This is a genomic window from Klebsiella sp. 141161 (genome assembly GCF_050600815.1).
GTDB classification, from domain to species: domain Bacteria; phylum Pseudomonadota; class Gammaproteobacteria; order Enterobacterales; family Enterobacteriaceae; genus Klebsiella; species Klebsiella aerogenes.
The window spans coordinates 262,222-287,436 of record NZ_JAQIRN010000004.1 but is presented as its reverse complement, the minus strand read 5'-3'; the positions used below and the strand labels follow the sequence as shown (position 1 = coordinate 287,436).

Annotated in this window: 18 protein-coding genes, 1 tRNA gene and 1 other RNA gene; 3 read left to right on the top strand and 17 right to left on the bottom strand. The window is 56.3% G+C overall.

All coding sequences use genetic code 11. From position 1 onward, the window contains the following. Positions 1-103 precede the first annotated feature (103 nt). From bcsC to bcsR, 6 genes are read right to left on the bottom strand one after another with little or no spacing between them, the layout of a single operon-like run. Positions 104-3,589, bottom strand: a complete 3,486-nt coding sequence (gene bcsC, locus PGR79_RS13200) for a cellulose synthase complex outer membrane protein BcsC (RefSeq protein ID WP_430921817.1) — start codon at positions 3,587-3,589, stop codon at positions 104-106. Continuing rightward, positions 3,571-4,677 (bottom strand): cellulose synthase complex periplasmic endoglucanase BcsZ, encoded by a 1,107-nt coding sequence (bcsZ, locus tag PGR79_RS13195; RefSeq protein ID WP_430921815.1) that lies wholly within the window; start codon positions 4,675-4,677, stop codon positions 3,571-3,573. Before bcsZ ends, bcsC begins: the two co-directional genes overlap by 19 nt. A 6-nt stretch (positions 4,678-4,683) precedes the next feature. Then, complete coding sequence (bcsB, locus tag PGR79_RS13190) at positions 4,684-7,038, bottom strand: cellulose biosynthesis cyclic di-GMP-binding regulatory protein BcsB (RefSeq protein WP_087858990.1); 2,355 nt, start codon at positions 7,036-7,038, stop codon at positions 4,684-4,686. A 10-nt stretch (positions 7,039-7,048) separates the two neighbouring features. Then, on the bottom strand, positions 7,049-9,667 hold the full coding sequence (gene bcsA / locus PGR79_RS13185) for a UDP-forming cellulose synthase catalytic subunit (protein ID WP_087858989.1): 2,619 nt from the start codon (positions 9,665-9,667) through the stop codon (positions 7,049-7,051). Next, entirely contained in the window at positions 9,664-10,401 is a 738-nt protein-coding gene (gene bcsQ / locus PGR79_RS13180; protein ID WP_087858988.1) for a cellulose biosynthesis protein BcsQ, read from the bottom strand. Before bcsQ ends, bcsA begins: the two co-directional genes overlap by 4 nt. A gap of 11 nt (positions 10,402-10,412) precedes the next feature. Next, the gene (gene bcsR, locus PGR79_RS13175) at positions 10,413-10,601 is read right to left on the bottom strand and encodes a cellulose biosynthesis protein BcsR (protein ID WP_015369237.1); all 189 of its coding nucleotides are present in this window, start codon (positions 10,599-10,601) and stop codon (positions 10,413-10,415) included. Between the two features lie 168 nt (positions 10,602-10,769). Between bcsR and bcsE the strand changes: the two genes are divergently transcribed. From bcsE to bcsG, 3 genes are read left to right on the top strand one after another with little or no spacing between them, the layout of a single operon-like run. Next, positions 10,770-12,326: a cellulose biosynthesis protein BcsE gene (gene bcsE, locus PGR79_RS13170; protein WP_113374007.1), complete on the top strand. Its 1,557-nt coding sequence runs from the start codon at positions 10,770-10,772 to the stop codon at positions 12,324-12,326. Further along, positions 12,323-12,520 (top strand): cellulose biosynthesis protein BcsF, encoded by a 198-nt coding sequence (bcsF, locus tag PGR79_RS13165; protein WP_015369235.1) that lies wholly within the window; start codon positions 12,323-12,325, stop codon positions 12,518-12,520. The genes bcsE and bcsF overlap by 4 nt, the downstream gene beginning before the upstream one ends. Further along, complete coding sequence (gene bcsG / locus PGR79_RS13160; protein WP_430921813.1) at positions 12,517-14,196, top strand: cellulose biosynthesis protein BcsG; 1,680 nt, start codon at positions 12,517-12,519, stop codon at positions 14,194-14,196. Before bcsF ends, bcsG begins: the two co-directional genes overlap by 4 nt. Positions 14,197-14,278: 82 nt before the next feature. Here the strand turns inward: bcsG and PGR79_RS13155 are convergent, their stop codons facing one another. The 11 genes from PGR79_RS13155 to PGR79_RS13105 all read right to left on the bottom strand — a co-directional run bounded on the left by PGR79_RS13155 (position 14,279) and on the right by PGR79_RS13105 (position 24,997). Continuing rightward, positions 14,279-14,386: a type I toxin-antitoxin system toxin Ldr family protein gene (locus PGR79_RS13155; RefSeq protein WP_015703763.1), complete on the bottom strand. Its 108-nt coding sequence runs from the start codon at positions 14,384-14,386 to the stop codon at positions 14,279-14,281. Positions 14,387-14,757: 371 nt separating this feature from the next. Further along, positions 14,758-14,865: a type I toxin-antitoxin system toxin Ldr family protein gene (locus PGR79_RS13150; protein ID WP_015703763.1), complete on the bottom strand. Its 108-nt coding sequence runs from the start codon at positions 14,863-14,865 to the stop codon at positions 14,758-14,760. A 299-nt stretch (positions 14,866-15,164) separates the two neighbouring features. After that, positions 15,165-16,178, bottom strand: a complete 1,014-nt coding sequence (gene dppF, locus PGR79_RS13145) for a dipeptide ABC transporter ATP-binding subunit DppF (RefSeq protein ID WP_045386512.1) — start codon at positions 16,176-16,178, stop codon at positions 15,165-15,167. Continuing rightward, positions 16,175-17,158, bottom strand: coding sequence for a dipeptide ABC transporter ATP-binding protein (gene dppD, locus PGR79_RS13140; RefSeq protein ID WP_015703765.1), 984 nt, complete (start codon positions 17,156-17,158; stop codon positions 16,175-16,177). Before dppD ends, dppF begins: the two co-directional genes overlap by 4 nt. 10 nt (positions 17,159-17,168) lie before the next feature. Next, positions 17,169-18,071: a dipeptide ABC transporter permease DppC gene (gene dppC / locus PGR79_RS13135; protein WP_213794179.1), complete on the bottom strand. Its 903-nt coding sequence runs from the start codon at positions 18,069-18,071 to the stop codon at positions 17,169-17,171. A 9-nt stretch (positions 18,072-18,080) separates the two neighbouring features. Beyond that, on the bottom strand, positions 18,081-19,100 hold the full coding sequence (gene dppB, locus PGR79_RS13130) for a dipeptide ABC transporter permease DppB (RefSeq protein WP_002921786.1): 1,020 nt from the start codon (positions 19,098-19,100) through the stop codon (positions 18,081-18,083). Positions 19,101-19,233: 133 nt separating this feature from the next. Further along, entirely contained in the window at positions 19,234-20,841 is a 1,608-nt protein-coding gene (dppA, locus tag PGR79_RS13125; RefSeq protein ID WP_430921811.1) for a dipeptide ABC transporter periplasmic-binding protein DppA, read from the bottom strand. Between the two features lie 701 nt (positions 20,842-21,542). Beyond that, a non-coding RNA gene (locus PGR79_RS13120) (RtT sRNA) lies at positions 21,543-21,675 on the bottom strand. A gap of 34 nt (positions 21,676-21,709) precedes the next feature. Next, positions 21,710-21,786: transfer RNA gene (locus PGR79_RS13115), tRNA-Pro, on the bottom strand. A 91-nt stretch (positions 21,787-21,877) separates the two neighbouring features. Beyond that, positions 21,878-23,569 carry a kdo(2)-lipid A phosphoethanolamine 7''-transferase gene (gene eptB, locus PGR79_RS13110; RefSeq protein WP_087858983.1) on the bottom strand — a complete coding sequence of 564 codons (1,692 nt, stop codon included), beginning with the start codon at positions 23,567-23,569 and terminating at the stop codon, positions 21,878-21,880. Between the two features lie 222 nt (positions 23,570-23,791). Beyond that, positions 23,792-24,997 carry an L-lactate MFS transporter gene (locus tag PGR79_RS13105; protein WP_020077719.1) on the bottom strand — a complete coding sequence of 402 codons (1,206 nt, stop codon included), beginning with the start codon at positions 24,995-24,997 and terminating at the stop codon, positions 23,792-23,794. Between the last annotated feature and the right edge of the window lie 218 nt (positions 24,998-25,215).

Below are 25,215 nucleotides of genomic sequence, written 5' to 3'. Positions count from 1 at the left end.
GCCCGCAAGGCGGGTTCTTCCCGAAAGCGGCGGGCGAGGTACGGCGAGTATACGCGAACAGCGCGGTGGATTGGCGATTAGCCGTAGAAATCAGGCTAATCTGCTACCAATCCGCATAAGGCACCAACGGCTGCGGCGGCATATCCATGTCGCCCTGCCAACCGGAAGCGGAATAGCGCACGTACAGCAGCGCGTGGCTCGGCGTGTAATCTTTGGCCTGCTGAATATCCACCGCCGCGCCGACAAACCAGTTGCCGGTAACCCGCCGTTCCACCAGCGCCCGTGCGGTATAACCGAAGCCCTGGCTGCTGCTGCCCTGTTCTTTTAGCTGGCTGGCCTCGTAGCGATACTGCGACGGAATCAAATTCAGCAACGGATAGCGCGCCTGAGTTTGCGTGCGCGAATGGGACCACGACACCGACCCGCCGAGTTCCCATGACCAGTTTTCGGTACGCTGACGCCAGATGACCGGCACCGAGAAAGAGAGATACTCCTGCGGGCTGTAGTAACCGCCCTGACCCAGGGTGTAGCCGCTGAGATCTTTGTCGTAGTGCCAGATCATATTGGTCAGGCCGACGGTCACCCGGCGATTATTTTCATTGATCGCTTTATAGTAGTAACCGGTCATCCAGCGCACGCGCCAGTTGTCCTCGACGTTTTTGCCGGTGAGTTGGTCAGCACCCAGCGATGACCAGATGCCGTTAGCCTCGCCTTTATCGTAGCTCAGGCTGATACCGCCGCCGGCGGCGCGTACCCCGCCCCAGGTGGTACCGGTGTGGCCGTCGTTAGGGTTATCTTTTTGCCCGCCGAAGGAGAGCAGCGAGCTGGAAATGGGCCGCCGGTGGACGTTGACGGTATAGCCGACCGGGCCGGCATCGCCGCTGTAACTCAGCCCCCCCACGACATCGACCACGTTAAAGCCCATCGGCGTGGTGCCGATATCACCGCTCCAGGTGTCGTTCTTCCAGCCGACCGCCACGCTGGCGCCGCCGTCGCTCTGGTTTTTGCTACCGCCATAGCAGCTAATTTCGCCGCAGGTCCCCCAACTCGGCGAGTAGCCGCCGTCGCTATTGGTGGAAAACGTCCCGGCGTTCATATTCACCACATCGGTACGGAAGAACATCCGTCCGTCATACAGCGGCGCGTCCACCTGCAGCATGGTGGTGTGCGCTTTGAGGTCTGAATAACCGCCGGTGCCGCTCGATCCCCAATAGTCGTGCTCAAGGGTAACGTTAAGATCCTGCTGGCGATAGAGATCGGCGGCGTCGCTGCGGATCCCGCGCTTCAGCCAGTCATCCTGGCTATCGTTGCGGGTCAGGCGGGTAAAGGCCTCATTATCCTGCGGGCGAACGCGGGTCACGCCCGAGGCCACCATCGCGTCTTTATAGCTTTCCAGGGCCTGCTGTGGTTGATCGGTTTGCGTCTGGAAGCGCGCGGCATCACGCAGCACCAGCGCGCTTTCCATCGATGGCGGCTGGCTTTTCGCCTGCGGCACGATGCGGTCGAATATTTGTTGCGCGCCCGCGGTATCGTCAAATCCGGCGCGGGCCAGCGCTACCCGGCGCTGCATGTTGATCGATTCCGTATCCGCATCCTTCAACTGCGCGACCTGCGCGCGGGCGGCATTTTTATCGCCCTCAGCAAGATAGACTTCCGCCAGTCCCAGGCGCGCATCGCCATTATCAGCCTGCTGGCTCAGCACCCGATGGTACTGGGCTATCGCCGCCTCGCTATCGCCGCGCTGCTGCGCCCAATCCGCCAACGTCAGATCGTAGCGTACCGATTCCGACTGCTGTTTAATCAAGGCGATAGCCTGACTTTCCTGTCCACTATCGCGAAGTTGGTTGGCCTCGCGCATCACTTTGTCGCTTTGCAGACGCCCTTCCAGTTCACGAATATTGTCGGTCCACTGTCCGCGCGGCAGCGCGTTAATTTGCGCCAGCGCGGCATCATCCTGATTATTACCGGACAGATAGAGGCCGTAGGCGTAAACCCGTTCGGCATCGCCCGGCTTGCGGTTGGCCATGTTACGCATCAGCGCGTCCGCTTCCGGCCGCTGGCCGGCGCTGACCAGATCTTTCGCCAACCGATAGGTTATCCACACGCTTTCGGGATCCAACGCCAGACGCCGCCGCTGCACCTCCGCGGCCTGCGCCCAGTTGCCCCGGTTTTCCAGCGCTTCGGCCTGTTTTTCCAGTCGGTCGTTAGTGAGGCTGCGTTCAATATCATCAATACTACGCCGCTGGCTAGCGGGGAGACTGGCAATATAGGCGCTGGCTTTTTCCGGGGATTCACGACGATAAACATTCGCCAGACCGCGTACGGCGAGATTATTGTCGCGATCCATGCGTAACGCCTGGCGATAGTAGCGTTCGGCGGCGGAGTCATCTTTGCGCGCCGCGGCGACATCGCCTAACCCCAGCACCGCGTAGCTGTCGGTGTTATCCACCCGCTGCGCCTGGGCATAAGCGTTTTGCGCCTGCGCCAGTTGGCCTGCTTTCAACGCGTTATCGCCCTGTTTAATCAACAGCCAATAGCGGTTGGTCTTCAGCAGACTGTCCCACTTATCGCGATTCGGGCTTTTCGGATCCATCGCGATCGCTTTATTGAGCTGCGCCACCGCCCGCGCCCGGTCGCCGCGCTGTGAGTAGGCAGCGCCCAGCGCGCCGACGGCATCGCTATCGCGGGCATCGGCGCGCACCGCCTGCTGCAGATCGGCCACCGCCTGCGCCGCATTACCGGATTTCACTGCCGCCAGTCCTTCGCTTTTAGCGCGGAAAGTCGGATCTTTCAGTTGAGTTTGTTGCTTATCGAGTAGCACCCGGGCATTAGCAACCGTTTCTCCGGTGGTGAATACGACCAGAAAACGCTGCAGCGCCTGCACGCTGGCGCGGCTAACCGGCAAATTTTTAATTTCATCAAACCACATCGCTGAAGCCGCATCTCGCCCAGCGGCCGATCGAGACATCTGTTCGAGATAAGCGAAACCTTCATCCGGTTTATTATCGGCAAACATCTGTTTTGCCAATGTCGTTTGCAATGCCACGTTACCCGGCGAGCTGGCATTCAGTTTTTTCAGTTGGCTAATGCCTTCGTTATGCCGCGCCGGCAAACGCGAGACCAGTGTCCAGTATTCAATAGCAAAATTAACATCCGCCGGAACGCCGTCGAATAGTTTTTCATAGGCGACGATGGCCTCGTCGACGTGCCCGGAAACGCCTAGCAGGCGCGCCTGCTGCAGTTCTTGCTGACCTTTGCCTCCGCTGAGATCGATCTCGCTGCGCGTCGCTTTTAGCGCCGATGATTCAGGAGCCAGTTTCGCCAGCAGATCGAGCTGCTTTTGCGCGCCGGCGGTGTCGCCCTGGCGCAGCAGGTAGCGAGCCCGGGCGGCGAGATAATCGGGATTATTCGGGTCGATTAGCTCCAGTCGATAAAGCGACTGACGCACCAGATCTTCACGGTTGCTCGCCTCGCCGAGACGCACTTGTTCCAGCAGATGCTGCTGCGCAGGGGTATTCGCCGCCTGCGCCAGCGGCAGCAGCGCGAGACTAACAGACAGCGTGATGAAGCTTAGTGAGAACTTGCGCATTCCTGGTTCCAGTCAGGTTGTAATTCGCCACCCGCGGCGAAACGAAAACGATGTTGATCCCACCCCTGGCCGAACAGCGTCAGCACCGCACTGTAGTAGGCGTCCGCGTCGGGGTAATGATCGGCGACCCGTTGACGCTGTACCGCGCGGGCGTCGTCATCTTGCAAAAACGGCAACATGGAAGCCGAGAAACCAACCGGCCCCTCACCGGTGGTTTTCCCGCTGGCGATATTGGTTTTTTCCGGCGGCAATCCCTGTTTGATAGTCTGGGTCGCCATCGGTTTGAAACGCGCCAATAGCGGCGCTTTTTGTTTATCGGCGTTATTGAGCATCCCGACCCACAGATAGACGCGAATAGCGTCATAGCTGCCAATAATCGGCTTATCGGTTTTCAGCTGCCAGCCGCTGCCTTTCTCATAGCGCACCCAGTCCGGTGAGAAGCCTTTTGGCGCCGTTTCCAGCAGCAGCCGCAGATTGCTGTCGCGGATCTTCAGCCACGGCGCGCCAAAGCGGGTAAAATAGGTTGCGAGCTGCGGCGGCAGGTAGCTTGGGTTAAAGCGCCAGCCCTTGTCGTCCGCGAAACCGACTTTCCCCGGGAGTACCGACGGCCCCAGTCCCGGAACATCGGCGACTTCTTCATCGGCAATCCGCGCCAGCAGCGCTTTTCCTACCTCAGTATAGTTAGCGACCTTCCACAGGCGTCCGGCTTCCAGCAGTGACCAGGCAATCCACAAATCAGAATCCGATGCCGAATTGCTGTCCAGCATCGTCCATTCGTCCTCGCTCTTTTTCCCCCATAGCCATCCCGGCAGATGGGCGCGCAGATCGCCCTGCGCCAGGTTGTTCTGCGTCCACTGGAATAGCTTATCGAAGCCCTGGCGATCGTTGGCCGCCAGGGCGAAAAACAACGCGTAGCTTTGTCCTTCGGAGGTGGTGATTTTGCGCGCATCGCTGGGGTCGATGACTCGCCCTTCGGCGCTGACATACGCTTTTTTAAACTGCTCCCAGGCGGGCCACTGGCAGGCGGCGCTAACCTGCCCCGCCGCCAGTATGAATACCGAGAGAAGTACCCCACGAAATGCGTTCATCAGCAATTACTCATCATCAGGATCAAGACGGCGACGGCTGAGAATACGCAGCATGCGCCACAGCACCCACGCCAGCAGCACAATGCTGACGGCCGCCAGAATCGCCAACAGTATCGGATGGCTGGAGAGCGCAAACCAGATGCGCTCGAACCACGGCAGGTGGCCGACATAATAGATATCGCCAACCCGCAGGCTATTGACGCCAGATTCGCGAATCACCGCCACCGAACCGAACATCGCCGCCCGTTTACCGCTGTCATTTAAGGCGTTTGTGAGTAGCTCATTACCGCGCGGGCTATCGGCCATCAGGGCGATCACGCTGCGCTGGTCGTTATACGGCGACTGGAAGCCAATAATGGCCGCCATCGGCCCGGAAGAGGTGATATCGGTCCGCGTATGCGGCGTGCGGGCATCATCGTCCGGATAGATGCTAGCCAGGTCATAATGACGCATCGGCGTTTTCACCCAGCTTTTGGTCGCCTCGACCAGCAGATTGATTTTAGTATCGTCTTTCAGCGATGGCGGGATAGCGCCAATCAGCATCAGATCGGCATCTTTGCCCTTAATTTGGTTGCCGTCGTCGGTCATCTGCATGCTGATAGCCGCCAGCCCGGTCTGCGCGCCAATGCCGCCTACCGCCTGCAGCAATGTCTCCACCTGACCCGCATCAGGCGTTTTCGGCACCACGATTAGCGTCTGAGAGAGATCGGCCATGCGGGTATACGGGAAACCGGCATTAGCGAAGACGCGCAGGTCCGGCATCGCCAGGAAGTGGTAATATTTCGAAAAATCGATGGTGGAGTCATCGCCGATCACCACGTGGTTCTGCACCGGCTGGAAGGTAATACAGTTATCGATGTTGCCGCCCGGCATCGGGTTCATATACTGAAAATCGAAGCGCAGCTGGTTCATCGCGCCGAGGCGCAGCGCGGGTATGGTCACCTGGTTCTGGCCATCCAACAGCCCCTGCAGCACCGGCAGGCGTAAAATCAGCTTATTCACATCCTGCGAGCTATTGAGGCTAAACGACTGCAGGAACTGATCGTTAAGGCTGATATCCATCCGCGAGCTATCTTTGATAGGCGGCATGGTATAGCGATATTTCAGGTCCATATCGATGCCGTTAGCGCGAAGCAGGTACAGATCCGGCGGCAGATTCAGCGCCAGGTTAATCGAATCTGGCACCAGGCCGCTTGATTGCAGCTGCTGTTCATAAGTTTTCAGCTCGCCGAAAGTCACCGGCCTGTCGGTACGAACCCAGTTTGGCGCGTCATACGGCTGGCGGGCCTTCAACTCTTTCACGCCATCCACTACCACGCTATCGCCGCGGAATAGAATATTGCCCTGGGCAATACCCTTCGCCGCCACCAGCAGATCTTGATCATCACGGCCGAAGATCACCAGCAGCTTGACGTAGGGGTTGCTCGGGTGGTTGACCATTTCGATGGTCGGCGCTTTTACCGGCGGATGGTCGCGCAGGAAGTCCGGACGCTTATCGTTGGTCGCGAAGATGATAGCGTTACGTTCCGGTATCTCATTGAAGCGGACCGGGAACTGCTGACCACGCCAGCCGGCCTTGCTGCCAAACCAGGAGGCGACAATCGCTGCCGCCTGCTGCTGTTTGACGTCAGGCGCAGAAGCAAAAACCATCGGCAACGTCAGCGGACGGTTGTCGCGCGAGTCGTAAAACGGAACCGGGAAGTGGGACAGGTCGTTACGTACCTGCAGCGACTGATAGGTTAAATCCAGCGAGCTCTCACGGCCGATATCAAGCCACAGCGTACTGCTGGCCGGGTTTTCGCAAACGTCGCGATAGTGGCCGACAAACTCCAGCCGCACGCGGTTAAAATCGGTAATATACAGCGGATCGACCGGGATCTGGGCGCTCACTTTTTTACCCAGTTGCTCTTTGGTGACCGGCAACACGCCCATTAATTCGTCGTTGAGATAAACCTTCAGCTGTGATTGCACCGGCAGCAGCGATGGCGAAGGCGTGTAATCAAGATTGAGCAGCGCTTTAGCGACTACTTCATCACTGCGCATGCCGAATTCCACGGCGCCCTCTGGATGCGAACCACGCAGCACCATGCTACCCGGCGGCGGCGCGATTTGCGCGAAAGTCAGCTTCACGTCGCGAGTCGGGATATTGTCCGCCACCACCACCGGCGCGGCAGGATCGATAACCGCCGCGGTCGGCTGGCTATCGTTAATCACCGGCGCTGGCTGAGCCGTAACCGTTGTGGCGGGAGCGTCGACCACCGCGGCATTAGGCGTCACCGCCGGAGCCGAAAATGTTGCGAAGGGGTACCAGCTGCTCATTCCCACCGCCACTGCACAAATCAAGGAAAGTTTTCTTTTCATCGCATTATCATCATTGTTGAGCCATTGCCGGTTCTGCCGAGAGCACCGCCGCGGCACGTTCGGGACGGCGCGGTAAAAATGATACAACCCAGGCCACCAGCGAGGTGAGCGAGCGGAAAATAACCTTCACCGACGGCGGTGAGAACTCCGCCAGGTGACGATATCCACGGAACCCCAGCTTGAGGATATCCAGCAGGCTTTCCATCGGTTTATCTTCCGGGAAGCTGTCCTGCCAAAGCGCCCACGTATCAGCGCGGGCAAACGTACACTGCACAAAATCAATATGTTGCTGGTTAGTCAGCGGCAGCAATTGCAGGCCGACTTCACCGCCGTTCACCCGCGCGACGCGAACCGGGAAAACGTATTCTTGCTGTCCGCGTTTGAGCAGCAAATTCACGTGTTGCCCTTCCAGTACCCGCGCTTCGCCGTGAATTTTTATCCCCAGCCCGCCGTCGGAGTAGTCATGAACGGTACAGGAGAACAGGTGACCATCCGGGCGAGCAATCGCCGCCGGCATCGACATCTCTACGCGGTGCGAACGCCGCACCTGCTTGCTCTCCACCGACACCGCCACGGCGCCGCCGAGGATGATTAAGTTATAAAACACCCAGATGATACTGACCCAGACGGTCAAAATTTCGTTCTCGGGTCCGTACATAAAGCGCCAGATGCCGACCGCCACGCCCACCAGATTAAGCAATACCAGATAAATGTAGGGGCGGGAGATAACCCAATCGACATACTCGTCTTTCACCAGTCCGCCTTTGGCGGTGACGTTGAACTTGCCTTTGTGCGGGTTAATCAGCGCGACGAAGGTCGGCGGCGCGATATACCATGCCAGCACCGTTTCGTAGATTTCACTCCAGAAGGAGTGGCGGTACTTACCCTGAATCTTCGAGTTCGTCAGGCTGGCGTGAATCATATGCGGCAGCACGAACAGCGCGATCATCAACGCGGGCGCATAGATGATATAGGCGTGTAACAACAAGAATGCCAGCGGCGCGGTGAGGAAGATAAGCCGTGGGATACCGGACAAGAAGTGCAGCATCGCGTTGACGTAACAGATACGCTGCGCCAGCTTCAACCCTTTACCAAATAAGGGGTTATCGAGACGGAAAATTTGCACCATCCCGCGCGCCCAGCGAATACGCTGGCCGATATGCGCCGATAAGCTTTCCGTCGCCAGACCCGCCGCCTGCGGGATGCGCATATAGGCGGAGGTATGGCCACGACGATGCAGACGCAGTGAGGTATGGGCATCCTCGGTGACCGTTTCAACGGCGATACCGCCGATTTCATCCAGCGGGCCGCGGCGAATGACCGCGCAGGATCCGCAGAAAAAGGTCGCATCCCACATGTCGTTGCCGTCCTGCACCAGGCCGTAAAACAGCGTCCCCTCGTTCGGCGTCTTACGAAAACGGCCCAGGTTGCGTTCGAACGGATCCGGCGAGAAGAAGTGGTGCGGCGTCTGCATCATCGCCAGCTTTTTATCCTTCAGGAACCAGCCCATGGTCATCTGCAAGAAGGAACGGGTCGGCACGTGGTCGCAATCGAAAATAGAGACGAACTCGCCTTTCGCATACTTCAGCGCATTGTTGATATTACCGGCCTTGGCATGTTCGTGGCTGGTACGCGCGATGTAATGGACGCCGACGTCTTTCGCGAACTGGCGAAACTCTTCGCGCCCGCCGTCATCAAGGATCCAGATATTGAGCTTATCCTTCGGCCAGTCGATACCCTGCGAAGCGTAGATGGTATTTTTCACCACGCTAAGGTCTTCGTTGTAGGTCGGGACGAAGATATCCACCGTCGGCCATTCGTTCATGTCTTCCGGTAGCGGCACCGGCTGGCGATTAAGCGGCCACACCACCTGGAAATAGCCCAGCACCAGCACAATCCAGGCGTAGGTTTCGGCAAACAGCAAGATCAGCCCACATACCAGGCTGACCGGATCGTTCCAGTTAAGCGTGGAGGTATAGCGCCACCAGATATAGCGACAGGAAACGGTCAGCGACAACACGATCAGCATCAGGGCGGAGAAACGCCCCGGAATACGCCGCACCAGCAGCGCGACGCCCCACAGCAGCAGCAGGAAAATAAACTGTGACAGCGGGTTAAACGGCTGGGTAATGCACAACAACGCCAGAATCAGTGAGAAGAAGGTGACGGTGCCAAGCACTAGCCGCCGCAGTTGCGGATGCAGGTGCTCAAGCTCTTTCTGCTTATCGAGGTGGCCGGTACGGGTGTTGACCTTTTCCGGTAATTTTTCCATCCACTGCGCGTAGCGCCCGTGCACCCCTTCCAACGCCGCCAGCGAGCGCCAGTTAATTTTTTTATCCGGTTCCGGCACCCGGGTCGCCAGTAGCCAGAGCGACTGCAGCAAATAGCGCAGCGGATCTAACGGGCGTGGGCGATGCGGATTAATATGCGGAAAATAGTCGGCATGGTGTTCGCGAATAGCTTGCCAGCGCGGCGTCTCAAGCGGCATTAACGCCCACGCCAACGACACCCACAGGCAACCGAGAAAAGCCGAAAGCACCGACGCGCCATGCTGACGATAGTCATCATAACGTTCGCTCAAGCGCTCGCCCACCGGCGGCGCCAGCAGCAACGTACTCAGGCGGATCATGCCGCCCCCTCCCTGGCATAGTGCAGCAGGCACCAGTTGGCCAGCGTCAGCACCTCTTCCGCCGCCAGGGCATCCTGACGATATTCGCCAAGCGGCTGTTTCGCTGCCAGACACTCCGCCATCGCTTCATCGCGGTGAATCGTGACCGGCAGGATCCGCCGCTGGCTTTCCAGCCATAGTTGATAGAGATCTTCCTGCAGTTGGCTGCCTACGCGTAAGTCGTTAATCAAAATATCCGCGTTCGCAGGCAGCGCCTGCTGATGCAGGCGAATATGGCTGTTGCCGTCCGGGTGCACAACCTGTAGCACACGATCGCACACGCTCAGCAACTCGCGGGTAAGCGGAGAATAACCCTCTGGTATATCAATCAGCAGCCAGCGGTGGCTTCCCTGCTGGTCGAGCAATTTGATTTGTTCCGCGATGGGTTCAAGCGCTGAACTGAGTTTATCAACGTGCTCACGTTCGCCAGGCGTCAGTCGGCCAAACGGCAGGAGATCGATATGCGCGGTGTAGCGCAGTCCGGCGTCGCGCCAGTCACCACCGTCAATCAACGAGCGTGCCCAGCCGTTGCGATGGTCGAAATCAACGTTGAAGAAAAAGCGCAGCATATTGTCCGGGCTGGCATCGACCACCAGCACAGTTTCACCGAGCAGCTGTAGTGCCCAGGCCAGTGCGGCGGTAATAGATGTGGTGCCTACGCCGCCGCGTATGCCTTGTAATCCCAGAATCGCCATCGACGGCTTCCTTACTTTTTCTCAGCTAATTCGGCCAACAGCGGCCAGCGTTGCAACGCCGCAGCGAGCTGTTCGCGTCGGGAAATGTCGTGGTAATCAATATCCGGCAGGGAAAATGCCCGGCTTAATGCCAGGAAATCATTTTGGAAGGTATATCCCAGCGTCGCATCGCCAGGTACCGCAGGGTCTTTTTCCGGCATTTCTCTGTCCATTCGAAAAACACATTATAAAACCAGGAAGTGTAAACCGCTCATCCCTAAAATTACGTGTACATGCTAAAACTGATGTCCTTTAATTTCAATGTTAGGTTTACTCTCACGCTTTCGCTAGTAAACTAATCATTGTAAATAGGGCGCGCGAGGGACATCGTGGATATTGTATATACGTTGGGTATTTCATCGTTATGGGACGAAGTATGCCATATGCCCGTTGGCGGGGTATGGTGGCTTAATGTCGACCGCTATGCCGACGCCGTCAGCCTGCTGAATCAAACGCTGGAAAGCCAGGCGCAGGACAGCAAGGTCGCGGCCATAGTGATGGGTAAAAAACCTAATGAAGTCATATCATTAAAAAAAGATCGCGGTCCCAACAAAATCGCATTATTCACTATGCCCGATCGCCCGGAAGGCCTGCAGGAGTTGCACCGCGACATACTTTGTTCTATGGAACCTGGCAACTATTTATTTATTCTGCTATGTACAGAAAATTCCTGGCAAAATATAAAAATAGATGAATTACTCCATTGGGTAGAAAAATCTAATCGATGGACCAAATACCATAACTGCTCTCTTATGGTACTTAATTCGGCTAACGATACCGATAAACAACTTTCTCCATTATTACGCCAGTACCGCGCCCTTTCCGGGCTGGCAAGCATTCGTTATCAGGGCGACAGCCATCTATTTGATATCGCGTGGTGGGGAAGCGAGAAAGGTATTAGCGCACAGCAGCAACTGGTTATTTTACACGATGATGAGGGTTGGCGGCTGGCGCAGAACGAAGAAGCTGTGGTACAGCCACGCAGCGACGAAAAAATCGTCCTCAGTAATTTGCGCGTGCTGGAAGGGGCGCCTGCGCTTTCCGAGTATTGGACGCTGTTCGAAACCAACGATGCGGTCTTTGAAGCCGGTCGTACCGCGCAAGCGGCCACCCTGCTATTTTCCATCACCCAGAACGAACAAATAGAGCAGCTCGGCCGCTATATCCATATCCTGCGCCGCCAGCGCGGCAGCGCCTTAAAAATCGTGGTACGCGAACAAACGCCAAGCCTGCGCGCCACGGATGAACGTTTGCTGCTAAGCAGCGGCGCCAACATGGTGATCCCCTGCAGCGCCGGGCTTTCACGCTGCCTGACGCTGATTGAAAGCGTGCAAAAACAGAAGTTTACTCGCCACGTTCCGGAAGACTTCAACACGCTGCTAACCTGGAGCCGGCCGCTTAAACTTCGCGGCTATCAAAAGTGGGACGCCTTCTGCGAAGCGGTCAGCAATATCATGGGCAACACGCTGCTGCCGCCGGATAGTAAAGGGGTGATGGTGGCGCTGCGCCCCGCGCCGGGACTACGTGTCGAACAGGCATTAACCCTGTGTAAACCCAACCGCATGGGCGATATCGTGACGATCGGTAATAATCGATTAGTGCTGTTTTTATCGTTTTGCCGGGTAAACGATCTGGACACGGCGTTAAACCATATCTTCCCATTACCGACTGGAGACATTTTCTCTAACCGTATGATTTGGTTCGAAGACAAGCAAATTTCTGCGGAAATACTGTTGATGCGGGGCCTCTCCCCGGACAACTGGAACACGCCGCTGCCAATTACGGTGGGCAAAAACGAAGCCCTTAACGTTAAGCACGATGGTCGCCAGTGGCGGCGAATCCCGGAACCCTGGCGCCTCTCCACCGACGGAGAACCGCGGTCATGATGTCTATCGCCGATATCATTCAGCTGATTGTACTGTGCGCCCTGCTGTTTTTTCCGCTGGGGTATCTAACGCGCCATTATCAGCGCCGTATTCGCACGACTTTACGTTTGATGTTCTTTAAACCCCGTTACGTGAAACCGGCCGGCGTGCTGCGCCGGGATAACGCGACCAGGCAGGGCAAACTGAAAAAATGACCAAAACAAAAACTACCGCTACGCCGCTTCCGCTATGGCAGTACTGGCACGGCCTGTCTGGCTGGAACTTCTATTTTCTCGTGAAGTTTGCCCTGCTGTGGGCGGGATACCTGAACTTCCATCCAATGCTTAACCTGGTGTTCCTCGCCTTTCTGCTGGTGCCGATCCCCAGCGAAAAACTGCACCGGATACGCCACTGGATAGCGATTCCGCTCGGCTTTGCCCTGTTCTGGCATGATACCTGGTTACCCGGTCCGGAAAGCATTATGAGCCAGGGCTCGCAAATCGCCGGTTTCAGCGCCGATTACATCTGGGACCTGATCACCCGCTTTATTAACTGGAATATGGTCGGCGCCTTCTTTGTGCTGCTGGTGCTGTGGCTATTCATCAGCCAGTGGCTGCGCGTTACCGTGTTTGTTTCGGCGATCATGGTCTGGCTGGTTATCAGCCCGCTGCTGCCCTCCTTTACTCTGTGGCCCGCCGGCCAGCCGACCACCGCTGCGGCCACGCCCGCGGCAACGACTGGTGGAACGACAACAGCCGCGGCATCCGCCAGCGCTGACGCCAGCGGCGATATCCCGCCGCAGACCGAACCGCCCACCTCGGCTAACCTTAGCAACTGGCTGAAAACTTTCTATGCTTCTGAACAGAAAAGAAAAACGCCGTTCCCGGCTCAGCTTCCTGGTGATGCGCAGCCGTTCGATCTGCTGGTAATCAATATCTGTTCCCTGTCATGGTCAGACATTGAGGCTGCCGGGTTGATGGACCATCCACTGTGGAAACATTTCGATATCGTCTTCAAAAACTTCAACTCCGCCACCTCCTACAGCGGCCCGGCAGCGGTTCGCCTGCTGCGCGCCAGCTGCGGCCAGCTATCACATAACAACCTGTATCAGCCGTCGGGCAACGAGTGCTATCTGTTCGAAAATCTGGCTAAACTCGGCTTTACCCAACAGCTGATGCTGGGACATAACGGCGTATTCGGCGACTTCCTCAAAGAGGTTCGCTCGCTCGGCGGTATGCAGAGTCCATTAATGGATCAGAGTGGTTTACCGGTTATTCTCCAGGGCTTCGACGGATCGCCGGTTTATGACGATCGGGCAACGCTCGATCGCTGGCTACAAACCACAGAAAAGCTCAACACGCCGCGTACCGCGACCTTCTACAACACGCTGCCGCTGCACGATGGCAACCATTATCCCGGCCAAAGCAAAACGGCCGACTATAAGGCCCGCGCGCAGAAATTCTTTGATGAGCTGGATGCCTTCTTCACCGCGCTGGAAAAATCCGGGCGTAAAGTGATGGTGGTGGTGGTGCCAGAACACGGCGGCGCGCTGAAGGGTGATAAAATGCAGGTCTCCGGGCTGCGCGATATTCCAAGCCCGTCGATCACTAACGTGCCGGCGGCGGTGAAATTCTTCGGCATGAAGGCGCCGCATCAGGGCGCCGCGGTGGAAATCACTCAGCCTTCCAGCTACCTCGCAGTTTCTGAACTGGTGGTACGCGCCCTCGACGGTAAGATGTTTACCGAGGATAACGTCAACTGGCAGCAATACACCGCTAACCTGCCGCAGACCGCTGCGGTATCGGAAAACTCCAACGCTATTGTCATTCAGTATCAAGGCAAACCTTACGTGCAGCTCAACGGCGGCAGTTGGGTACCGTATCCGCAGTAAATACGAAAAAGGCCGCAGGAGAATTCCTGCGGCCTGTTCGGGCGCAAATTGCCAACGCAGCAGACTCACGCCCGCCGGTCCATCACTTCTGGTTATGCATCCAGCTGACGATAATGCTGACCACGATGCCAGCGATTATCGGCGCCGCCAGATCGTCCCATAAGATCAGACCTAACTGTGTGAGCGTCATAGAGCCGCCTGTATTGCAATGGCAACCGTTCGCGGCTATCTTTAACTTGTCTGGAGTTAGTGATAGCCCTCGTTCAGTTGCCTGGTTAACACCAGCAACGTGCGAGGGTTTTCTCTTTCCAGCAACTTATCTATGCCGCCGGGGTTCAAGCCCCCGCAACATTGCGCCTCACCGGGCGAACCCGGCTTGGCGTCGATTCTACTGCTCCGTGTCATCGCCTTCACCACGCCCTTCGGTAATCTGCGAGGCGCATTCCAGCAACCAACCACATTCTGCGTGCAGCCTGGCAAAACGAAAAAGGCCGCAGGAGAATTCCTGCGGCCTGTTCGGGCGCAAATTGCCAACGCAGCAGACTCACGCCCGCCGGTCCGTCACTTCTGGTTATGCATCCAGCTGACGATAATGCTGACCACAATGCCAGCGATTATCGGCGCCGCCAGATCGTCCCATAAGATCAGACCTAACTGTGTGAGCGTCATAGAGCCGCCTGTATTGCAATGGCAACCGTTCGCGGCTATCTTTAACTTGCTTGGAGTTAGTGATAGCCCTCGTTCAGTTGCCTGGTTAACACCAGCAACGTGCGAGGGTTTTCTCTTTCCAGCAACTTATCTATGCCGCCGGGGTTCAAGCCCCCGCAACATTGCGCCTCACCGGGCGAACCCGGCTTAGCGTCGATTCTACCGCTCCGTGTCATCGCCTTCACCACGCCCTTCGGCAATCTGCGAGGCGCATTCCAGCCCTCCCCCGCAGAATTCATCACGCGACAACCCGCCTACCATCACGCTCGCGCTTTCTCCGGATTCTCATCCTGATCAACGGCAAAGCAGGCCACCAGTTGGCCGCCGTAATCCTTTAGCTGCGGCTGAAGCTGGGTGCATGGGCCAAAGCGTCGGCGGCAGCGCGCATTGAAGGCGCAGCCCGGCGGCGGATTCAGCGGGCTCGGCAGTTCGCCGGTCAGCTTGATACGCTCGCGACGATCGTCCGGGTTCAGACGCGGCGTCGCCGACAATAGCGCCTGGGTATACGGATGACGTGGGTTATTAAAGATCTGGTCTTTGGTCCCCTTCTCCACGCAGCGGCCAAGATACATCACCATAACTTCATCAGCGATGTGCTCAACGACCGATAAGTCGTGGGAGATAAACACGTAGGACAAACCTAAATCCTGCTGCAGGTCCATCATCAGGTTCAGCACCTGGGCGCGTACCGAAACATCCAGCGCGGAAACCGGCTCATCGGCAATCACCACGTCCGGATCCAACATCAGCCCGCGAGCAATGGCGATACGCTGACGCTGACCGCCGGAGAACATATGCGGGTAGCGATCGTAATGCTCCGTTTTGAGGCCCACCTTCGCCATCATCGCCAGCGCCTTTTCACGTCGCTGCTCTTTGCTCAGACTGCTGTTAATCAACAGCGGCTCTTCCAGAATCTGCCCCACTTTTTTACGTGGGTTCAGCGAGCCATACGGGTTCTGGAACACAATCTGGATTTTTTGCCGCCGCAGCTTTTGCGCCTGCGGGTCGTGCTTGAGCAGATCCTGCCCTTGATAATACAGCTCGCCGCCGGTCGGAATTTCAATCATCGTCAGCAAACGACCCAGCGTCGATTTGCCGCAGCCTGATTCCCCCACCACTGCCAGCGTTTTACCGCGCTCAAGAGTAAAGGAGACGCCGTCCAGCGCTTTCACCAGCCGTTCCGGAGCAAACAGCCCCTTCTTTACCGGATAGTGTTTTTTCAGATCAATGGCCTGCAACAGCGGTTGTTGCGTGGCGACCTTTTGCGTACTCATAATCCAGGCCTCCCGGCATCATCGAGTGGGTAGTGGCATTTAGACTGACGGCCGCCGTCGAGATCCGCGAGCGCGGGCTCTTCGCTCCGGCATTTATCCGTTGCATAGGGGCAGCGCGGGTTCAGCAGGCAACCATTCGGACGATCGTATTTCCCCGGCACCACGCCCGGTAACGACGCCAGACGCGCTTTATCCTGGGCAAACTCCGGCAGCGCGCGCAGCAGCGCCTGGGTGTAAGGATGACGCGGCGCGCGGAAGATATCTTTCGCATCGCCGGTCTCCACCACCTGACCCGCGTACATGACGATAATTTTATGCGCGGCTTCCGCTACGAGCGCCAGATCGTGGGTAATCAGCACCAACGCCATATTCTCTTGCTGCTGCAACTCCAGCAGCAGTTCGATAATCTGCGCCTGGATGGTCACATCCAGCGCGGTGGTCGGTTCATCGGCAATCAGTAGCTTTGGCCGGCAGGCGATCGCCATCGCGATCATCACGCGCTGGCTCATCCCACCGGAAAGCTGGTGCGGATAAACGTCCAGCCGCGACGCCGGGTCAGGAATACCCACCAGGTTCAGCAGATCGATCGCCCGCTGGCGGCGGGTTTGCTTATTGCCGCCCTGATGGACCTTAATCGCTTCCATAATCTGGTAGCCGACGGTAAAGCACGGGTTGAGGCTGGTCATCGGATCCTGGAAGATCATCGCCACTTCCGCCCCCACCAGCTGGCGCCGCTCTTTTTCCGAAATTCGCTGCAAATCGCGGCCGTTAAATTCCAGTTTGTCCGCCATCACCCGGCCGGGGTAATCAATCAGCCCCATAATCGCCAGCGAGCTCACCGACTTACCGGAACCCGATTCACCCACGATGCCAACTACTTCACCCTGCTTCACGCTATAGCTGATGCGGTCTACGGCGCGGAACGGCGCATTCTCATCGCCGAAATGCACCGATAACTTATCTACATTTAATAACGCCATCTCGAACCTCTTACTGCTTCAGTTTGGGATCGAGCGCGTCACGCAGACCGTCACCCATCAGGTTAAATGCCAGCACCGTCAGCAGGATCGCCACACCCGGGAAGGTCACCACCCACCAGGCGCTTTGCGCGAACTGCAACACGTCGGAGAGCATGGTGCCCCACTCAGGCGTCGGCGGCTGCGCGCCCATGCCGAGGAACCCCAGCGCTGCCATGTCGAGAATGGCGTTAGAAAAGCCCAGCGACGCCTGAACGATCAGCGGCGCAAGACAGTTAGGGAGAATATTAACGAACATCTGGCGCATTGCGCCGGCGCCCGCCACGCGTGAAGCGGTAACGTAATCGCGGTGCACTTCCACCAGCACCGCCGCGCGCGTCAGACGCACATAGTGCGGTAGGGCGACGAAGGTGAGCGCCAGCGAAGCATTGACGATTGATGGTCCGAAGATAGCCACCAGCACCAACGCCAGCAGCAGGCTCGGCAGCGCCAGCATGATATCGACCACGCGCATGATGATGGAGTCCACCACCCCGCCGAAATAGCCAGCAACCAGCCCCAGCACCACGCCGAGGATCAGCGACAGCACCACCACCAGACAGCCCACCAGCAGCGACAGGCGCGCGCCGTACATCAGGCGCGAGAGAATATCGCGACCCACGTCATCGGTGCCTAGCAGATGCGTCAAGCTACCGCCATCCTGCCAGAACGGCGGCGCCAGCAGTGAATCACGGAACTGATCTGCCGGGTTATAAGGGGCGAGAAAGTTGGCGAATACCGCGATGATAATCATCACCGCCACATACACCAACCCGACGACGGCACCCTTATTGCGTTTGAAATAGTGCCAGAACTCCTGCAACGGGGTCATTGGCACCGGTGCGGCGACAACTTTATTTTCTGTAATTTGTGACATGATGGCCCCTTACTTCTTATGCCGGATACGCGGGTTCACCACGCCGTACAGCAGGTCGACCAGCAGGTTGACGAGAATAATCATCGTCGCCACCAGCAGAACCCCGCCCTGCACAACTGGATAATCGCGGCGCTGTAGCGCATCGATGAGCCAGCGGCCTAAACCTGGCCACGAAAAAATGGTTTCGGTCAGAATGGCGCCCGCCAGCAGCGTGCCCACCTGCAGACCAATCACCGTCACCACCGGCAGCATCGCGTTGCGTAGCGCATGGATGACAATCACCCGCATGCGGGTCAACCCCTTAGCGCGTGCGGTACGGATGTAATCCTCGCCAAGCACTTCCAGCATCGACGATCGGGTCATACGCACGATCACCGCCAGCGGAATCGTGCCCAGCACGATGGCGGGTAGGATCATATGCATTAAGGCATCGATAAAGTCGCCCTGCTCGCCCCAGATGGCGGTGTCAATCAGCATAAAACCGGTCAGCGGCAGGGTATCATCAAGGAATACCGTATCACTGATACGCCCGGAGACCGGCGTCAGGTTCAGCTGTACCGAAACCAGCATAATCAGCATCATGCCCCACCAGAAGATAGGCATCGAGTAACCAGTCAGCGCCAGGCCCACGGCGGTGTGGTCAAAGATGGAGCCGCGTTTTACCGCAGCCAGCACGCCCACCGGAATACCGACCGCGACGGCGAAAATCATCGCGCAGACACCCAGTTCGAGGGTGGCCTTGAAGCGCGGCACAAACTCTTGCCACACGGGAATTCGGCTTTTCAGCGAGATCCCTAAATCACCGTGCAGTACGCCCCAAATATAATGGGCATATTGCTGCCACAGCGGCTTATCAAGGCCCATTTCGGCCAGCAGCTGCGCGTGACGTTCGGGGGAAATACCACGTTCGCCCGCCATAATCATCACCGGATCGCCGGGGATCATATGAACGAAAGCAAAGGTGAGAAGGGTAATACCGATAAATGTCGGGATGACGAGTCCCAAACGTCGGAGAATAAACTGCAACATAACCCGGTTTCTCTATAGTGACGCCAGGCCTGGTGACAAGGCGTCTGTATTGCTCACAAAAGTATTCCCCGAATAGCGGGAATACGCCCCCCGCCTCTCCCGCGCGGGGAGAGGGGGTCAGGCATCGTGCTTATTATTCGACAGAGACGTTATCGAAGTGGTGTTTGCCAAGCGGATCAACCACATAGCCTTTGACTTCTTTACGCACTGGCTCGTAAACGGTGGAGTGGGCGATGATCAGCGCCGGAGCCTGGTCATGCATCACTACCTGAGCCTGTTTGTACAGTTCAATACGCTTGTTGTGGTCGTCGGTGGCGCGCGCCGGTTGAATGAGGTCTTCAAACGGCTTATAGCACCAGCGAGAGTAGTTAGAGCCGTCTTTCGCCGCAGCGCAGCTGAACAGGGTCGCGAAGAAGTTATCCGGATCCCCGTTGTCGCCGGTCCAGCCCATCATCACGGTCCGATGCTCGCCCGCTTTCGCGCGTTTCAGGTACTCGCCCCACTCGTAGGTGACGATCTTGGCCTGTACGCCAACTTTCGCCCAGTCGGCCTGGATCATTTCAGCCATACGGCGCGCGTTCGGGTTATACGGACGCTGTACCGGCATTGCCCACAGGTCAATGGTGAAGCCTTTTTCCATGCCTGCTTCTTTCAGCAGTTGCTTCGCCTTCTCAGGATCGTAGGTATAGTCTTTAACGTCATCGTTATAGCCCCACATGGTCGGCGGGATCAGGTTCTTCGCCGACTGGCCTGCGCCCTGGTAAACGGCTTTGATGATCGCTTCTTTGTTCACCGCATAGGTCAGCGCCTGGCGAACTTTGACGTTATCCAGCGGTTTTTTCTCCGTGTTGAAGGAGAGATAACCCACGTTCAGACCCGGCTGTTCCAGCAGGTTGATGTTTTTATCTTCCTTCATGCGCGCGATGTCAGCCGGGTTCGGATACGGCATCACCTGGCATTCGTTTTTCTGCAGCTTGGCGTAGCGTACGGAAGCGTCCGGAGTGATGGAGAAGACCAGGCGATCGATCTGCGGCTTGGTGCCCCAGTAGCCCGGGAAGGCTTTATACAGAATGCGCGAGTCTTTTTGGTACTGCAGCAGCTGGAATGGACCGGTACCGATTGGGTTAAGGTCTACTTTTTCCGGCGTGCCGGCTTTCAGCATATTGTCGGCATACTCTTTCGACAGGATAGAAGCAAAGTCCATCGCCAGGTCAGCAAGGAACGGCGCTTCCGGGCGAGTCAGCACGAACTGGACGGTATTATCGTCCACTTTCTTCACTTCGCTAATCAGGTCCTGCAGGCCCATCCCTTCGAAGTACTCATAGCTGCCGCCTGAGACTTTATGGTACGGGTTTTTGTCATTTTTCTGGCGGTCGAAGGAGAACACCACGTCGTCGGCATTCAGCTCGCGCGTTGGTTTAAAGTCTTTATTATCCTGCCACTTCACGCCTTTACGCAGGTGGAAGGTATAGGTTTTACCGTCCTCGCTGACATCCCACTTCTCAGCCAGGCCAGGAATAACTTCTGTCGTACCGGTTTTGAATTCAACCAGGCGGTTGTAAATAGGCACCGAGCTGGCGTCATAGGTGGTACCAGAGGTGAATAGCTGTGGGTTAAAGCCTTCCGGCGAACCTTCAGAACAATAAACCAGGGTTTTAGCTTGTACGCTTGCGGCGACGGTCATGGCGACCAGGCTCAGACCAAGCTTCAGCATCCCTGACTTTTTCAAGGAAATACTCATTATTCTGCTCCAAAACTGTGATGTTGTTTGCATATAGCCGCCAGACCTTTATTTATTTTTTACCCGGTCTGGTCGGTGGTGCCCGAAGGCGTTGAGAGAGATGGGGATTCCGTTCGCTAAAACGACTGAGTTGCAGTACGGATTCTCCATGAAATGCCCCTCATGCCGTACAATCTGTCAACAGAATGGAGAAACGTCAATACAGCTAACCGGGTTTTGCGTCAGGGGTGAGAATCGGTGGGCAAAGATTAAAAAAACTTGATGGCGCTATTTTCAGCAGAGAAATTTATGCTACCGGCAATAAACCAGAATAAAGCCCTTAATAGTTTGCAACATCTGGTGATAAACAATTCTTAAAAATGGTGAAAATTTCTTCCCGTGTGACCATTATGTGAGCGATTAATAGCGCGAACGTTAAAACGCACAGCGGAAAATGCTGTAGTTAGCCATAAGCTTCGCGAAAAAAGATCTGTTCATCGATAAAAAAATGCAATGGAAGATGTCACAAAATAGCGAATAGCTGGCGAGATACCTGGGGAGATGCGATTTTTGTGACTCTGGCGGGGTTTTCGCCCCGGCTTGCGCTGCGCTGAGCCGGGCTACCGGGCTGCGATCGAGTCGAACCTTTGCCCCCGGAGGTTCTCATCCTCTTCGGGCCGCAGATGCAAAAAAGCCTGCTCGTTGAGCAGGCTTTTCGAATTTGGTCGGTGATAGAGGATGACTCGCCACTTCGTGGCTCGCCCTACGGGCCGTTGCTGACGCAACGTTCTCTCGCTACGCTCGAGTCGAACCTCTGCCCCCGGAGGTTCTCATCCTCTTCGGGCCGCAGATGCAAAAAAGCCTGCTCATTGAGCAGGCTTTTCGAATTTGGTCGGTGATAGAGGATTCGAACCTCCGACCCCTTCGTCCCGAACGAAGTGCGCTACCAGGCTGCGCCAATCACCGAATGCGGGGCGCATCTTACTGCTGGGATGCACCCCCGTCAATGCCTTATTAGCAAAAAATCAATCAAGCGGCGAGAATCTCGCCACTACTGCTATTCCTTCGCCGCTTTCTTCGAAGCCGGTACGCGACACCAATTGTTGTTTTCATTAATCCCGCCATCCGGCGAGGTATAACCAAGACAACCCATAATGGTGTCATACAGCTCAACGTGACGGTGCGGAGCCTTCGTCGCCGCCTGCTGCTTGAGACGCGCAAAGGAGGCGGCATGGTCCGGGTTCGCCAGATATTTATCCGACATCCAGACCATCATCGGCACGCGGAACTGCTCCGGCGGCGCCATCATGCGCGGCGTACCGTGCAGATGTTCGTGTTCATTAATCGACTCGCCGTGATCGGCGGCGTAGAACACGATAGCCTTTTTATCCCGCAGTTGGTCCAGCACGCTGACGATAAAGTGATCCACGTAGGTGACGCTGTTATCGTAGGAGTTAATCAACTCGGCCTTCGAGCATTTGCTGTCCACGCCGATACACTCCGGTTTCCATTGCGCGAAGCTGCGCGGATAACGCTGGGTGTAGTTAAAGTGCGATCCCTTGGTATGCAGGATAATCAAGCGCTTGCCATCAGGATTTTGCTCCATGCCGCGCTTCATTTCATCGACCAGCAGCATATCATCCACGTTCTTGCCGCGATTGCGCGGCTCGGCGCCGATCTGCTCGCGATAGGCGATATTGTTGGCCATCGTATTGCTGTAGAACCACATCTCACTCTGCATGGCGTACAGGTCGCCTGCAAAGCCCAGCTGATGCAGTACGGCAAACACATTCTGCTCTTTCAGCGTCCGTTGCGGATTATCATCCGCCCCGCCCTCGCGTACGAACATACAGCGCAACGATAACTTGGTGGCGGTATCGCAAGAGGTGCCGCGGAAGGCGACAAGATTCTTCTCCTGCGCCAGCTTCGGCGTGGTATTACGGTTATAGCCGAGAATACCCATATGATCCCAGCGGGTGGTCTCGCCGATAATAAACACCACGTAAGTATCATCAAGATCCTGCGGCGCCACATAGGTAAATTTTTTCGCTGGGTTAATCAGCGACTTATTATCAGACGATTCATCCACCTGCGCCCAGGCGTACAGCCCAAGCGCCGACAGCCAGTTCGAAGGCAGATACGAGTTGGCAATGACGCCGCCGTAGCTTGGCATATCGACTTCAGAGTTACGCTCGATATCATGCTGACGTAGCTCAAGCAGGCGAATCGGCCCCCAGACCATCAGCCCGGCCAGCACGACTATCAGGATATTTTTCACCCGCTGACCCGGCGTTTTGACCTGTTGCAGCAGCGTCTTACGGCAGCGGTTGCTCCAGATAAGAAGGAGCGGCAAAACGCTAACCGCGGCCAGCCACAGGATCAGATGCCAGCCGATAACCTCTTTCGACAGGTCAATATCGGTGGTCATCACCGAAGCGATTATGCCGTAGCCAATGACCACATTAAGGAAAGTCATGTAATAACTTGCCCCAGCGGAAAACAACACCACCAGCGTAGCTAAGATGCGCCAGACCCGGCGACCAAATAACGAGAGCAGACGCAGCAGGAAGAAGGTGACCAGCACCGTCGCCACCAGTTCCACCACTCCGGACAACCCTTTCCAGACGGTAAACTCTTGAGCGTAACCATCGAAACGACGGAAAAACACCGCGGCGTTCATAAACCAGCCGATGTACAGCGCAAGCCAAAAACTCAGCTTCTGCTGTGACATCGTTTTAATGTATTTCATGCAAGCAAACCTGGGAAACGAAGAGATAAAACCGCCCTGATTAAAACGATATAAACAGGAAGATTAATTAAGTGCGTCTGGGTTGGTTATCGGAAACCTCTACAAAGCGCGCTAAGTAGACCACAGCAAATGGCAAAAGTATCCGCGAGGAATGTGATTCAGCCAGATATTTACAAAATATCTGGCTGGCAAGGCATTATTAGCTTAGGAAAGGTGACGCTATCAGGCGTGCGCCTGGTGGTAAATTTCGCTTTTCGGCTGGCGAATTGTGGTGGAAAGCGCCAGTGACAAAATCAGCAGAGCGAAGATGACACAGAAGGTGACATAGAAGCCGCCGAACACGGAGGCAATCAGCGAACCGCAAATACTACCGATACCGAAGCCGAGATAAATCACACCGTAGTTTTTCGCCAGGTTATTGAGGCCAAAGAACTCGCTTACCAGCGAAGGGAAGACGGTAATGGTGCCGCCGAAGTTAAAGGCCACACAGGCAATCGCTGCAAAGAAGGTCATCGCATTTAGCGGCGCGAACAGCAGGGCCGCCATACCGACCAGGGAGACCACCTGACCGATGGTAATCACGCGGATACGGGAGATCTTATCAGACAGGATGCCCAGCACCAGGCGGCCGCTCAGGTTGGCGATAGAAATCACGGTAACCGCATTCGCCGCCGTCGCCACATCGAGGTGCACCATACCCTGGGCGATATCTTTTGCTACGCCAATCACATACAGTCCGCTCATGCAGGCCGTCAGGAACATCACCGCCAGCATCCAGTACTGCGGTTTACGCATGGATTCAGCGAGGGTGAAATCATTTTCGACGACGCCGTTAGCGGTGGTTGTCGCGGGATGATTCGGCGCATCTTTCATCAGGGTGGCGCCAAAGACGATCATCACCAGTACGATAGCGCCCCAGATAACAAAGGTTTTTTCCAGCCCGACCGTCGCCAACAGGTGGCTATCGATAAATTTAAAACCGAGGCTGCCAAGGCCATAAGCGCCAATCGAGAAGGCGGAAATCAGACCCTTACGTTCCGGGAACCACTTCACGCAGTTCGACAACGTCAGCAGATAGCCCGCGCCGTCCGCCAGACCGACCAGCAGGCCGGCGCTCAGCCACAGCATCATCAGGCTGTTGGCATGGGCCGTGAGGAAAAACCCGACGCCAAGCAGGATACCGGATGCCATGGTGACGCGTTTCACGCCAAAGCGTTCCTGCAATTTACCGGCAACGGAAGAGGATAACGCCAGCCCAAGACTTAACAGGCCGAAGGAAAATGCCACCTGGCTTACTGGCTCGTCCAGTTTGCTGGCCAGAGAACTATTAAACAAACTCCATGTATAAACCGATCCCAGTGCGAATTGCGTAATGATCGTGCCAATCAGCGTGAGCCAACGGGTATATTGAGTGTTTGCAGCGTTCATAGCAGATGTCCTGAAGGATTAACTGCCGCCACAATAACCAAATCCCCAAATCCGGTGGGGGAAAACGGCATGAACTGCCATCAACGAGGAATGAAATGCATTTATGGCGGAATGAATGACATTGCAAAACATTCATTCCCTAAATTTTACCTAAAAAGTTAGTGTGCGCTATCTCACAGAAACGCGCCGTTACTGAGATTTAACAGTAACGACTGAGT

What these genes read in the sequence shown, in the direction of transcription:
- PGR79_RS13155 (WP_015703763.1), bottom strand. Translation starts at nt 14,386, where the DNA reads ATGACGCTCACACAGTTAGGTCTGATCTTATGGGACGATCTGGCGGCG.
- dppC (WP_213794179.1), bottom strand. Translation starts at nt 18,071, where the DNA reads ATGTCACAAATTACAGAAAATAAAGTTGTCGCCGCACCGGTGCCAATG.
- bcsZ (WP_430921815.1), bottom strand. Translation starts at nt 4,677, where the DNA reads ATGAACGCATTTCGTGGGGTACTTCTCTCGGTATTCATACTGGCGGCG.
- dppA (WP_430921811.1), bottom strand. Translation starts at nt 20,841, where the DNA reads ATGAGTATTTCCTTGAAAAAGTCAGGGATGCTGAAGCTTGGTCTGAGC.
- PGR79_RS13105 (WP_020077719.1), bottom strand. Translation starts at nt 24,997, where the DNA reads ATGAACGCTGCAAACACTCAATATACCCGTTGGCTCACGCTGATTGGC.
- bcsR (WP_015369237.1), bottom strand. Translation starts at nt 10,601, where the DNA reads ATGCCGGAAAAAGACCCTGCGGTACCTGGCGATGCGACGCTGGGATAT.
- dppD (WP_015703765.1), bottom strand. Translation starts at nt 17,158, where the DNA reads ATGGCGTTATTAAATGTAGATAAGTTATCGGTGCATTTCGGCGATGAG.
- dppF (WP_045386512.1), bottom strand. Translation starts at nt 16,178, where the DNA reads ATGAGTACGCAAAAGGTCGCCACGCAACAACCGCTGTTGCAGGCCATT.
- bcsF (WP_015369235.1), top strand. Translation starts at nt 12,323, where the DNA reads ATGATGTCTATCGCCGATATCATTCAGCTGATTGTACTGTGCGCCCTG.
- PGR79_RS13150 (WP_015703763.1), bottom strand. Translation starts at nt 14,865, where the DNA reads ATGACGCTCACACAGTTAGGTCTGATCTTATGGGACGATCTGGCGGCG.
- bcsB (WP_087858990.1), bottom strand. Translation starts at nt 7,038, where the DNA reads ATGAAAAGAAAACTTTCCTTGATTTGTGCAGTGGCGGTGGGAATGAGC.
- bcsC (WP_430921817.1), bottom strand. Translation starts at nt 3,589, where the DNA reads ATGCGCAAGTTCTCACTAAGCTTCATCACGCTGTCTGTTAGTCTCGCG.
- bcsA (WP_087858989.1), bottom strand. Translation starts at nt 9,667, where the DNA reads ATGATCCGCCTGAGTACGTTGCTGCTGGCGCCGCCGGTGGGCGAGCGC.
- bcsQ (WP_087858988.1), bottom strand. Translation starts at nt 10,401, where the DNA reads ATGGCGATTCTGGGATTACAAGGCATACGCGGCGGCGTAGGCACCACA.
- bcsG (WP_430921813.1), top strand. Translation starts at nt 12,517, where the DNA reads ATGACCAAAACAAAAACTACCGCTACGCCGCTTCCGCTATGGCAGTAC.
- eptB (WP_087858983.1), bottom strand. Translation starts at nt 23,569, where the DNA reads ATGAAATACATTAAAACGATGTCACAGCAGAAGCTGAGTTTTTGGCTT.
- dppB (WP_002921786.1), bottom strand. Translation starts at nt 19,100, where the DNA reads ATGTTGCAGTTTATTCTCCGACGTTTGGGACTCGTCATCCCGACATTT.